This is a genomic window from Arthrobacter sp. 'calajunan' (genome assembly GCF_046940185.1).
Lineage (GTDB): Bacteria > Actinomycetota > Actinomycetes > Actinomycetales > Micrococcaceae > Glutamicibacter > Glutamicibacter soli.
The window spans coordinates 233,868-246,085 of the sequence record NZ_JBKZDY010000004.1; the positions used below are offsets into that span (position 1 = coordinate 233,868).

11 protein-coding genes are annotated in these 12,218 nt (G+C 66.3%); 1 reads left to right on the forward strand and 10 read right to left on the reverse strand.

Annotation, left to right across the window (positions count from 1 at the left end; translation table 11 throughout):
* Position 1: 1 nt before the first annotated feature.
* The 7 genes from cysD to RF641_RS08295 all read right to left on the reverse strand — a co-directional run bounded on the left by cysD (position 2) and on the right by RF641_RS08295 (position 6,168).
* Positions 2–925, reverse strand: a complete 924-nt coding sequence (cysD, locus tag RF641_RS08265) for a sulfate adenylyltransferase subunit CysD (protein ID WP_047119295.1) — start codon at positions 923–925, stop codon at positions 2–4.
* Positions 926–943: 18 nt separating this feature from the next.
* Positions 944–1,657: a phosphoadenylyl-sulfate reductase gene (locus RF641_RS08270; RefSeq protein WP_120989321.1), complete on the reverse strand. Its 714-nt coding sequence runs from the start codon at positions 1,655–1,657 to the stop codon at positions 944–946.
* Positions 1,654–3,354: a nitrite/sulfite reductase gene (locus tag RF641_RS08275; RefSeq protein WP_424572956.1), complete on the reverse strand. Its 1,701-nt coding sequence runs from the start codon at positions 3,352–3,354 to the stop codon at positions 1,654–1,656. The genes RF641_RS08270 and RF641_RS08275 overlap by 4 nt, the downstream gene beginning before the upstream one ends.
* Before the next feature lie 67 nt (positions 3,355–3,421).
* A complete protein-coding gene (locus RF641_RS08280; protein ID WP_424572957.1) occupies positions 3,422–4,156 on the reverse strand; it encodes a sirohydrochlorin chelatase in 735 nt (244 codons plus the stop codon).
* Positions 4,157–4,185: 29 nt separating this feature from the next.
* Positions 4,186–4,953, reverse strand: a complete 768-nt coding sequence (locus RF641_RS08285) for an SDR family oxidoreductase (RefSeq protein ID WP_047119299.1) — start codon at positions 4,951–4,953, stop codon at positions 4,186–4,188.
* Between the two features lie 56 nt (positions 4,954–5,009).
* Positions 5,010–5,600, reverse strand: a complete 591-nt coding sequence (locus tag RF641_RS08290) for a gamma-glutamylcyclotransferase family protein (protein WP_113606365.1) — start codon at positions 5,598–5,600, stop codon at positions 5,010–5,012.
* 58 nt (positions 5,601–5,658) lie between these two features.
* Entirely contained in the window at positions 5,659–6,168 is a 510-nt protein-coding gene (locus RF641_RS08295) for a methyltransferase family protein (RefSeq protein ID WP_113606366.1), read from the reverse strand.
* A gap of 143 nt (positions 6,169–6,311) precedes the next feature.
* Between RF641_RS08295 and valS the strand changes: the two genes are divergently transcribed.
* Entirely contained in the window at positions 6,312–8,930 is a 2,619-nt protein-coding gene (gene valS, locus RF641_RS08300) for a valine--tRNA ligase (RefSeq protein ID WP_047119302.1), read from the forward strand.
* Between the two features lie 70 nt (positions 8,931–9,000).
* On the opposite strand, the gene RF641_RS08305 is transcribed toward valS, so the two are convergent.
* The 3 genes from RF641_RS08305 to clpX all read right to left on the reverse strand — a co-directional run bounded on the left by RF641_RS08305 (position 9,001) and on the right by clpX (position 12,091).
* On the reverse strand, positions 9,001–9,966 hold the full coding sequence (locus tag RF641_RS08305) for a hypothetical protein (RefSeq protein WP_424572958.1): 966 nt from the start codon (positions 9,964–9,966) through the stop codon (positions 9,001–9,003).
* Positions 9,967–10,130: 164 nt separating this feature from the next.
* A complete protein-coding gene (locus RF641_RS08310) occupies positions 10,131–10,739 on the reverse strand; it encodes a mycothiol-dependent nitroreductase Rv2466c family protein (protein WP_120989315.1) in 609 nt (202 codons plus the stop codon).
* A gap of 59 nt (positions 10,740–10,798) precedes the next feature.
* Positions 10,799–12,091, reverse strand: coding sequence for an ATP-dependent Clp protease ATP-binding subunit ClpX (gene clpX, locus RF641_RS08315; protein ID WP_047119305.1), 1,293 nt, complete (start codon positions 12,089–12,091; stop codon positions 10,799–10,801).
* Positions 12,092–12,218 lie beyond the last annotated feature (127 nt).

Genomic DNA, 12,218 nt, shown 5'->3' on the forward strand with positions numbered 1-12,218 from the left:
CTTAGAAGTACCCTTCGGTCTTGCGGTCTTCCATGCCCGCGGCGGAAATTCTGTCGTCGGCGCGGGTGGCGCCGCGTTCGGTCAGCGTGGCCACGGCCAGCTCGTCCAGCACCTTCTCCACGGTGTCAGCGGCGGAAAGCACCGCGCCGGTGCAGCTGGCATCCCCCACGGTGCGGTAGCGCACCTGGCGGACAACGACCTGTTCGGCCGGTTCGGGCTGGCTGACCGCGGTGACCGCCCGCCACATGCCGTCGCGTTCGAAGACCTGGCGCTGGTGGGCGAAGTAGATGGAGGGAAGCGCGATGTTCTCGCGCTGGATGTAGGCCCAGATGTCCCGTTCGGTCCAGTTGGAGATCGGGAAGGCGCGCACGTGCCAGCCAGGCTCGTGGCGGCCGTTGTACAGGTTCCAGATTTCCGGGCGCTGGTTGCGCGGATCCCAGACGCCGAACTCGTCGCGCAGGGACAGGATGCGCTCCTTGGCGCGGGCCTTGTCCTCGTCGCGGCGGGCCCCGCCGAAGACCACGTCGAAGCCGTTGGATTCGATGGTGTCAAGCAGCACCCGGGTCTGCAGCCGGTTGCGGGTGCCGTCGGGCAGTTCGGCCAGCTCGCCGCGGTCGATGTACTCCTGCACGGAGCCGACCACCAGGTTCAGGCCGTATTTCTCGACCACGGCATCGCGGAAGTTCAGCACCTCGCCGAAGTTGTGGCCGGTGTCGATGTGCACCACGGGGATCGGCACGCGGCCCGGGTAGACGGCCTTGGCCAGCAGGTGAAGCACCACCACGGAGTCCTTGCCTCCGGAGAAGAGCAGTCCGGGCTTCTCGAATTCGGCGAGCACCTCGCGGATGATATGGATGGATTCGGCTTCCAGGGCGTCCAGGACGCTGCGCTGGGTGCCGGTCGGGGCGGTAGCGGTGAGGCTCATGGGGAGGTCCTTCAAAAGTTAGATGTGGATGCCGCATTCGGTTTTGGACAGGCCGGCCCAGCGTCCGGCGCGCGGGTCCTCTCCCTCGGCGACGGGCCGGGTGCAGGGCTCGCAGCCGATGGACGGGTAGCCGTGGGCCAGCAGCAGGTTCACCGGGACCTGGTGTTCGGTGGCGTAGCCGATCAGCTGATCGAAGCTCCAGGTCGCCACCGGGTTGAACTTGAGCAGCCCATGGGTTTCGTCGAAGGACACCAGCGGGGTGTTGCTGCGGGTGGGGGCCTCGTCGCGGCGGACTCCGGTGAACCAGGCGCCGTAGCCGGACAGGGCACGCTTCAGCGGGTCCATCTTGCGCAGCTTGCAGCAGGCGGCCGCGTCGCGGGCGAACAGGTCCTTGCCGTATTCTTCGTCCTGTTGCGCCACGGTGAGTTCGGGCAGCACGTCCACCACTCTGACCGGAAGCCTTTCGGCGACCTCGTCGCGGGTGATGCGTGTTTCGGTGAAGTGGTAGCCGGTGTCCAGGAAGAGCACGTCCACCCCGGGCAGCTGCCGGGCGACCAGGTGCGGCAGCACCGCGTCGGCCATGGAGCAGGCCACCGCGATCTCGGACACCTCCAGGTGGCGGGCGGCGAACTCGACCACCTGCGCGGCGCCGGCGTCCCAGCCCAGCTCCGTGGCTCCGAGCGCGGCGATGGCGCGCAGCTCGTCCTCGGTCTTCAGGGTTCGGGTGCTCATGACAGGTCCTCCTCGGCGGCCCGGTGCGCCCAGGCGGCGAAGGATTCGCCGTCTTCGGCCAGGGCGGAGTAGTTCTTCACCACGCGTTCGACGTAGTCGGGCAGCTCGTGGGCGGCGACCTTCAGGCCGCGCACGGTGCGGCCCAGGGTGGCTTCGCCGTTCTCGAACCCGGCCAGCGTGCCGCCCAGGTGCACCTGGAACCCGGAAACCTGTTCCCCGGCGTCGTTGGTGATCAGCTGGCCCTTGAAACCCAGGTCGGCGGTCTGCACCCGGGCGCAGGAGTTCGGGCAGCCGTTCACGTGCAGGGACAACGCCTTGGGCAGCTTGCCGTTGTGGTCGGCGAGCCGGGATTCGATCTCGCGCACCGCGTCGATGGTGGTGTTCTTGGTGTCCACGATGGCCAGCTTGCAGTATTCGATGCCGGTGCAGGCGATGGCCGAGCGGCGAAGCAGCCCCGGATAGGCTTCCAGGCCCAGCGTGCGGGCGCCGCCCACGAAGTCCTTGACCTGCTCCTCGGCGATGTCCAGGGCGATGACCTTCTGGTGCGGGGTGGTGCGCAGCCGGGTGGAGCCGTGGGCTTCGAGCAGGTCGGCCAGGGCGGTCAGCGTGGTGCCGGAGGAGCGTCCGGCTTCCGCGGTGAGCCCGATGAAGAACTTGCCGTCCTTCTGCGGGTGCACCCCCGAGTGGTCCCCGGCGGTGGCAGGCTGCGGGCCGGGTCCGATGTCCGGCAGCGCGTAGCCCAGGTATTCCTCCTCAAGGACCTGGCGGAACTTCTCGGTTCCCCAGTCGGCCAGCAGGAACTTCAGCCGGGCCCGGTTGCGCAGCCGGCGGTAGCCGTAGTCGCGGAAGATGGAGGTCACGCCCTCCCAGACGTCCGGGGCCTGCTCCTGGGTGACAAAGGCGCCCAGGCGTTCGCCCAGCCGCGGGTTGGAGGACAGTCCGCCGCCCACCCAGAGGTCGTAGCCCGGGCCCAGCTGCGGGTGCTCGATGCCGATCAGCGCGATGTCGTTGATTTCGTGCACGACGTCCTGGCTGGGGTGCCCGGAGATGGCGGTCTTGAACTTGCGCGGCAGATTCGCGAACTCCGGGTTGCCGATGTAGCGGCGGGAGATCTCGGCGATGACCGGGCTCGGGTCGATGATCTCCTCGGCGGCGATGCCCGCGACCGGGGAACCGAGGATGACGCGCGGCACGTCGCCGCAGGCCTCGGTGGTGTGCAGTCCGACGGATTCCAGCCGGCGCCAGATTTCCGGCACGTCCACCACGTCAACCCAGTGCAGCTGGATGTTCTGGCGGTCGGTGAAGTCTGCGGTGTCGCGGGCGAAGTCGGTGGAGATGCCCCCGATCACCCGCAGCTGCTGCGTGGTCAGCGCGCCGCCGTCGATGCGCACCCGCAGCATGAAGTAGCGGTCTTCGAGCTCTTCGGGGCTCAGCGTGGCGGTCTTTCCGCCCGGGATGCCCTGGGCGCGCTGGGTGTACAGGCCCCACCAGCGGAAGCGGCCGTGCAGGTCCTCGGGATCGATTGAATCGAAGCCCTGCACGGCGTAGATCTCTTCGATCCGCGCCCGGACGTTCAGGCCGTTGTCCGCGGCCTTCATTTCCTCGTTCGCGTTCAGCGGGGTGGTGCCGTCGATCTTCCATTGGCCATTGGGCTTGGCCGCCCGCTGGGGCCGGGCCGGTGTGGTTGTCTGCGTCATGTGATCCAGCGTAGAAAACCGCCCCCGGGCGCTGGCAACCGCCGGATGTCACATGAACACGCGAGGCCTAGAGAGGTCGAACTTCGTCATGCGGCGTCATGAAACCGGCGGTTTCAAGCGCAGATTTCAGTCGCACGAGGAAACATTCTGCGATCGTTACGTCCGGCAACAGCGGCCTTGTCACCACCGCGGCTCCCGTGCTAGCCAGCTTGTCCTGGAAGTAGCCGTCGGCCAGCAGGACGCTGAGCAGCAGCACCGGGCGGGTGCCCGCCTCGGCGACAGCCTGCAGGACGTTCGGCTGCGCCCCGGCGCAGTAGGCCACCTGGACTTCGCGCTCCAGCAGGTTCCCGAGCTGCCCGGCGAGCTCGACGACCTGCCGCTGGCCGACTTCCAGCCGCGTCCCGGCCGCGGCCAGGATCACCTGCGGGTTGTCATCCAGGTGACCCTGGGCGCGCTGCGCGAGCGCCCTGGCGAGCTGCGGCAGCGGGCCCAGCGGCTTAGCGGCGACGGTGTGCTCCCGGGAGGCGACGGCCTGGGCGACATCCTGCGTGGTGTGCACGCCGTCGGCCACCAGCAGCGGCAGCACCACGGCAGGCTCGCCGGCGGGCAGGCCGTCGAGGACCTCGGGCAGGGAAGGGCGCTGCACGTCCACATAGGCCTCGTGCCAGCGCAGCTCGGGCAGCCAGCCGGCGGCCAGCACTTCGAGCTGGCCGCGCAGGTGGTTGATCAGCCGCTGGCCGTCGGGGTTGTCGGTTCCGTGGGAGGCGGCCACCACGTGGATGACCTCGGGAGTGCTGCTCATGGTGGCTCCTTGCCAGAAACGGCGGGCTGCTAGTTGCCCGTGCGGATCAGCTTGTGGTTGGCGGCCTGGGCCTGCGGACGGATGACGATCTGGTCCAGGTTCACGTGGGCCGGGGCGCTGACCGCGTAGCGGATCACCTCGGCCACGTCGTCGGCGGTGAGCGGCTGTTCGACCCCTGCATAGACGTTGTCCGCCGCCTGCTGGTTGCCCAGCCGGCGCAGCGAGAATTCCTCGGTCTGCACCAGGCCGGGAAGCACCTCGATGACGCGGATGCCGTGCTCCACCTCCTCCAGGCGCAGGGCCTGGGTCATGGCGCTCTGCGCGGCCTTGGCCGCGTTGTAGCCGCTGCCGCCTTCATAGCTGGCCAAGGCTGCGGTGGAGGTCAGGTTCAGGACGGTGCCGTGCACCTTGCGCAGCGAGGGCAGCAGGGCGCGGGTCAGCCGCATGGTTCCCATGACATTTGACTGCAGCATGAACTCCCAGTCCTCGTCCACCGCGTCGGCCCAGTAGTCGGTGCCGCGGGCGCCGCCGGCCACGTTGATTAGGGTGTCAGCTCCCCCGTGCTCGGCCACGGCCAGAGCCAGCGAGTCGACGTCGGTCTGGTTGCTGACGTCTGCGGGAATGGCGATGGCGCCGGTTTCCTGGGCGAGCGCTTCCAGGCGTTCCGCGCGGCGGGCCACGGCGAAGACTGTCCATCCCTGCGCACGCAGTGCGCGGACGGTGGCCTGCCCGATGCCGGAGGATGCCCCGGTGACGACGGCCGAACGGTTGGACGAGGTGTTTTCCCAAATAGTCATGGGTTTAGTTTAGAACTTCGCGCCGAACCCGAGGTAAGCCGTGAATTTTTCTTTCCTCAGCCGGCCAGCGGCCGGGCGGCGAGTTCCTGGGCAGGATCGGCGAAACGGTAGCCGCCCTGGTACTCGTTGACCGTTGCGGGTTTCGTCATGGCATGGAACTGGGCCAGGAAGTCCTCCCCGCGGCTGAGCACGGCTGTTTCGACCAGGGATCGGTAGCTGTAGGGACGGTAGCTGGCCACCTGCGGGGTGTCCCGGCGGAATTCGTGGCGGCCCTGGAAGGCGAGGACCTTGGCACCGGGTGCCAGGGCCGGCTGGATCCGGGCGCCGACCTCGACGGCGTCGTATTGCGCCTCGCGGCGGCTGAGCATCTCCAGTTCCCCTTCGGTGACCGGGATCAGCACGCCGTTGACTGTCGCATCGGGCTGCGGGCTGATGTCCAGGAATTGGCCGTTGCAGGCGTGGCCGTCGTCGAAGACGATGGGCACCCTGATTTCCCAGTCGCGCGCGAAGCCGTGCAGCAGTGCCAGCGGCATGTGCTGCTGCTGGATCTCGCGCCGGAGCGTGCGTGAAACCGAAGCGGATGAGACAAGCGATCCGTAGCCGAAGATGAACAGTTCGTGCCCAGACAGGCCGGTGAAAGGTGCCATACCCACATCATATGATCCGCGGACACCCGAATCACGCGGCTTGCGGCCGGTACGGGATTCAGCCGGCGGTGCGCAACCGGTCGCGGCTGGCCAGCCAGATGAGGGTGGAAGGCAGCTGGATCCAGCGCGGGACGCGGTTCGTGTAGTCCGCATAGGCCTGGCCGAAGGTGGCCTGCAGCGCTTCCTCCTCGGCGGGGATCTGCAAGCGGTCCAGCCAGAGTGCCAGGCCCAGCGCCGGTAGCAGTGCACGCGCCGAACCACGCCACAGCGCATGGGCTGTCACCGCGCCCACCATACCCAGATACATCGGGTTGCGGCTGATGGAATTCGCGCCGGAGACGACCAGCGTGCTGCTCTTCTCGGGATGCAGGGGGTTGATGGAGGTCTTGGCGGCGCCGAACCCGAGATCCGCCCACACCGAAATGCCAGCGCTGGCGGCCAGCAGCACCCCGGCGGCCGTGGTGGACACCGGGCCGCCACGGCGTCGACCGGCCAACCGGCGCTGGGCCGCGAGGGCGGCGGCAACAACGACCGGCGGCGGAATCACGGGGGCGCGATGCTCGCTCATGGAACCGATGGTACGCCGTGCGCGCGGCGCTGCCTATGGGCATGCAGGCAAGCTTGTCGGTTCCCGCCCCTCGCCCGTCCGACGTGGGGCAAACCATGGACACGGATGAGCGCGGCCCGGATAAAACGTGAAAGAATGAAGCCATGGCAGAAGAAAACTTGGGCACAGACACGCCCGCAACGGTTTCCGTTCCTGACAAGCCGGCTTTGGAAGGCTTGGAAGAACGTCTCTCGTCCCGGTGGCGCACCGAGGGCACCTATCACTTCAACGAGGACACGACCCGCGAGGCCGTCTACTCCATCGACACTCCCCCGCCGACCGCGTCCGGTTCGCTGCACGTAGGACACATGTTCTCCTACACGCAGACCGACGTGCTGGCCCGCTACCAGCGCATGAACGGCAAGAACGTGTTCTACCCGATGGGTTGGGACGATAACGGCTTGCCGACCGAGCGCCGCGTGCAGAACTACTTCGGCGTCCGCTGCGACCCGACCAAGCCGTACATCGAGGGCTACCGCCCGCCGGAGAAGCCGGCGAAGAACCAGCGCGACTGGGATGTCATCGGCCGCAAGAACTTCATCGAGATCTGCGAAGAGCTGGCCGTCGAGGACGAGAAGGTCTTCGAGCAGCTGTTCACCACCCTGGGCCTGTCCGTTGACTGGCGCATGACCTACCGCACCATCGATGACAACTCGCGTGCGGTGTCGCAGCGCGGCTTCCTGGAGAACCTGGCCAAGGGCGACGCCTACATGGCCGAGGCCCCGACCCTGTGGGACGTCACCTTCCGCACCGCAGTGGCCCAGGCCGAGCTCGAGGACCGCGAGATGCCCGGCGCCTACTACCGCTACGGGTTCACCACCGAGTCCGGCGAGCAGGTCTTCATCGAGACCACCCGCCCCGAGCTGCTGGCGGCCTGCGCCGGCCTGGTCGCGCACCCTGATGACGAGCGCTACCAGCACCTGTTCGGCAAGACCGTCACCTCTCCGCTGTTCGGCGTTCCGGTCACCGTCTACCCGCACCCGCTGGCCCAGGCCGACAAGGGTTCGGGCATCGCGATGGTCTGCACCTTCGGCGACTTGACCGACGTGACCTGGTGGCGCGAGCTGCAGCTGCCGACCCGTCCGATCATCGGCCGCGACGGCCGCATCCTGGCCGACACCCCGGAATGGATCACCTCCGAGGCAGGCAAGGAAACCTACGCCAAGATCGCAGGCAAGACCTCGTTCTCCGCCAAGGAGGCCATGGTCGAGCTGCTGACCGAGGCGGGCCTGCTGGACGGCGAGCCGAAGAAGATCTCCCGCCCGGTGAACTTCTTCGAAAAGGGCGACAAGCCCCTGGAAATCGTCACCTCGCGCCAGTGGTACATCCGCAACGGCGGCCGCGACGAGGACCGCCGCGCCCGCATGATCGAGCGCGGCCAGCAGATCGACTTCCACCCGTCCTTCATGCGCTCGCGCTACGAGAACTGGGTTTCCGGCCTGAACGGCGACTGGCTGGTCTCCCGCCAGCGCTTCTTCGGCGTGCCGGTGCCGGTCTGGTACCCGGTCGACGAGCACGGCGAGCCGAACTACGACGCCCCGATCCTGCCCGAGGTCTCGCAGCTGCCGGTCGACCCGGCCGCCGACGCCCCGGCAGGCTACACCGAGGCGCAGCGCGGTCAGGCCAATGGCTTCATCGGCGACGCCGACGTGCTGGACACCTGGGCCACCAGCTCGCTGACCCCGCAGATTGTCGGCCGCTGGGGCCGCGACGACGAGTTCTTCTCGAAGGTCTACCCGTTCGACCTGCGCCCGCAGGGCCACGACATCATCCGCACCTGGCTGTTCTCCACCGCGGTCCGCGCCGATGCGCTGCACGGCGACATCCCGTGGAAGCACGCCGCGATCTCCGGCTGGATCCTGGATCCGGACCGCAAGAAGATGTCCAAGTCCAAGGGCAATGTGGTGGTCCCGAACGACGTGCTGGACAAGTTCGGCGCGGACGCCGTCCGCTACTGGGCCGCCAGCGCGAAGCTCGGCGCGGACACCGCGTATGAGATCAACCAGATGAAGATCGGCCGCCGCCTGGCCATCAAGATCCTGAACGCGTCGAAGTTCGTGCTGAACCTGGGCGCCACCGAGGCCAACGTGCTGACCGATGACGCCTCCGTGGTCATCAACGGCCTGGACCACTCGCTGCTGACCCGCCTGTCGACGGTGATCGGCGACGCCCAGCGTGCGTTCGAGAACTACGACTACGCCCGTGCCCTGGACATCACCGAGTCCTTCTTCTGGTCGTTCACCGACGACTACGTGGAACTGGTCAAGGACCGCGCCTACGGCGGACACGGCGAAGCGCAGCAGGCCAGCGTGCTGGCCACCTTGGCCACCACCTTGGATTCGGTGCTGCGTTTGTTCGCCCCGTTCCTGCCGTTCGCGACCGAAGAGGTCTGGGGCTGGTGGCGTGCCGGTTCGGTGCACCAGGCCCAGTGGCCGACCACCGGCCACCTGGCCGCGGCGATTGCCGATGCGGACGCAGAGGTGCTGCCGCTGGTGGGCACCGCCCTGTCAGGCATCCGCAAGGCCAAGTCGGACGCGAAGGTCAAGCAGCGCACCGAGGTGCTCTCCGGCGAGGTGCATGCTCCGGCTGCACAGATCGCTCAGCTGCGCGCAGGCTTCGAGGACCTGAAGTCCGCGGCCAACGCCCGCGAGCTGACCCTCGTGGAGGCCGACGGTGAACTGACCGTCGCCAACGTCGAGTTGGCGCCGGTCGAAGAAGCCTAGGCTCCGTAAGAATAAACGGCGGGCCGCCAGGAATTTTTCCCTGGCGGCCCGCCGTTTGTTTTGCCTGCTGCTACTGTCCGGCCAGGGTCCGGCTGACTTGCTCCCGCTGCGTCCCCTGCCGCCGGCGCAGGATCGTGGAGATCGGCCAGGAGGCCGCGCCCAGGATTCCCGCAACCACTGCAACTGTGGTCAGGGCGCCGGTCAGCGACCCGGTGGCCTGGTGGTAGATCAGGTCGGCGACCGCGGGGTCGAGATTCGAGAACAGGTGCTCCCCCGTGTAGTCGGCAATCAGGGTCGCCATGGCCAGGGCGCTGACTCCGGTCACCAGCCCCAGGCCGATCAGCGCGCGGGTCACGTAGCGCGGATTGAGGATGACCGCGGCGATAAGCAAGCCCGCGGAAACGTAGACCAGCCAGGGCCCGTAGGTTTCGATGAGCGTGTAGGCCCGCTGCACGGCCGGCAGCGCGTCGCTTTGGATGATCTGCACATCCCACTCGAGATTCGTCACCGCGCCGAGCCCCGGGATGCCCAGGTTCGTCAGCGAGGACACTACTTCGCCGAGCACGTCGCTGAGCTGGAAGGTCAGGGCGCCCGCGTCGTCAAGGGCCACGGAGGCGCTGTTGCCGGAGAGGAACGCCACGGTTTTCGCATGGCTTGCGCGCAGGGTGGATTCCCACAACGAGGCGAACTGATTGGATTGCACCAGGTTGTGCACGGCGCCGCCGACGATGCCGTCCACCTTTTCGGCGATCTGGCCGCTGGGCACCAGCTTCGAGATGAACCCGTCGCCGGTCAGCGAATCAATGCGTTCTTCAAGCTGCAGCTGGTTGGAAATCGCTTGGGAGATCTGTCCGGAGACATTCTCCTGCAGCTGCGGATTCTTGCCCAGCGGCGCCAGAGTCTGGGTGAAACCGTCGGTGTTGGTCACGTACTTGGTCGCCCACAAGCCGGCGATTGAGATCGGCGCGAGCACCAGGCCGATGATCAAGACTACGCCCGCGGCGACGGATCGCCAGCGGAAAATTGTTTCAGGCACGGTTTGTCCTTCCTGGAGCCGGCCAAAATCGGCCCTGACTACACCACCTTAGCAATCCTCTGTGTTTTCGCGTCGGGCATTGCCTGTGTGATCGGTATGGATCGGACGGGTTAAATGCTTCAGGGACGTTCCGTAGCAGAACGTCCCTGAAGCAGCTGCATAAATTAGTCGAACACCGGGCTTTCGGTGCGCGAGCGCTTGAGTTCGAAGAAGTACGGGAAGGCGGCCAACTGGGCGGCCGCGTCGAACATCTTGCCGGCTTCTTCGCCCTTCGGAACCCGGGTGATGACAGGTCCGAAGAAGGCAACCCCGTCGACGGCGACGATCGGGGTTCCAACGTCCTGGCCGACCTTGCTGATGCCGACTTCATGGCTGGCGCGCAGCGCGTCGTCGTTCTGATCGGTGTGGGCTGCTGCAGCGAGCTCGGCCGGCAGGCCAGTCTGCTGCAGTGCCTTCGCAATGACTTCGTCGCGGTCGGTCAGGTTCTCGTAGTGGAAGAGCTCGCCCATGGCGGTGTAGAGCTGGTCCTTGACCTGGTCGCCGTGCTCCTGCGCGGCCTTCATGATGACCCGGACCGGGCCCCACGAGTCGTCCATCTTCGCGCGGTAGTCGGCAGGCAGGTCGCGTCCTTCGTTCAGCACCGAGAGACTCATGACATTCCAGAAAACCTCGATGTCGCGGACCTTTTCGACTTCCTTGATCCAGCGGCTCGTCGCCCAGGCGAACGGGCAGATTGGGTCAAACCAGAAATCGACATGCTGACGCGAAGCCATGAACTACCAACTTTCCTAGGGTGAACTGCCGGAACCCGGCAGGCTGATGATGGGCTGAACTATGCGGACTTCTTGTTGCGCTTGGCCACCACTGCGTGCGACAGCAGGGTTGGTTCGGCGCCGTCCATGACGGTTTCGCGGGTCACAACGACCTCGGCGACGTCCTCGCGGCTCGGCAGGTCGAACATGATCCCGGCCAGGGTTTCTTCCAGGATGGCGCGCAGGCCGCGCGCTCCGGTCTCGCGTTCGATGGCCAGTTCCGCGATGGCGTCGAGTGCCGGCTGTTCGAAGCTCAGCTGCACCCCGTCCATCTGGAACATCTTCTGGTACTGCTTGACCAGTGCGTTCTTCGGCTCGGTCAGCACGCGCACCAGCGCATCGCGGTCGAGGTGCTCGACGGTGGTGATGACCGGCAGGCGGCCGATAAACTCCGGAATCAGGCCGAATTTCAGCAGGTCTTCCGGCCGCACGTCGGAGTACGAGGCCACCTCGGACTTCAGCGCGGTCAACGGGGCGCCGAAGCCGATGCCCTTGCGACCTGCTCGCGAGGAGATGATCTCTTCCAGGCCCGCGAAGGCGCCGGCAACGATGAACAGGATGTTGGTGGTGTCCAGCTGCAGGAAATCCTGGTGCGGATGCTTGCGCCCGCCCTGCGGCGGTACCGCTGCGACCGTGCCTTCGAGGATCTTCAGCAGGGCCTGCTGCACGCCCTCGCCCGAGACGTCGCGGGTAATCGACGGGTTCTCGCTCTTGCGGGAGATCTTGTCGATTTCGTCGATGTAGATGATGCCGGTTTCGGCCTTCTTGACGTCGTAGTCCGCGGCCTGGATGAGCTTGAGCAGGATGTTCTCGACGTCTTCGCCCACATATCCGGCCTCGGTCAGGCTGGTGGCGTCGGCGACGGCGAACGGCACGTTAAGCTTCTTGGCCAGCGACTGGGCGAGGTAGGTCTTGCCGCAACCGGTAGGGCCGATGAGCATGATGTTGGATTTCGAGACCTCGACGTCGCCCAGCGGGTCGTCGTTGGTCAGGGCGGCTACCGGAGCAGGCTCCTGGTTGCCATGGATCCGCTTGTAGTGGTTGTATACGGCGACGGAGAGGGCGCGCTTGGCATTCTCCTGGCCGATCACGTATTCCTGCAGCGAATCGAAGATCTCACGCGGCTTGGGCAGGGAGAATTCCTCATTGACTTGCTCTTCGGCAAATTCTTCGGCAATGATCTCATTGCACAACTCAATGCACTCGGTGCAGATGTAGACGCCGTGCCCGGCAATCAGCTTCTTAACCTGCTTTTGACTCTTTCCGCAGAAAGAGCACTTCAACAGGTCCGAGCCCTCGCTCATACGTCCCATCGCACCATTCTCCCATTTGCCTTCAGTAGCTTTGGACTTACTTAATTCTAGGCTAGGTAGTCCCCGAAATAGCTGAACAAGGCGGCTTACCTGTCATGAGTCATTTTCGAGTGAAAGCCACATTTCA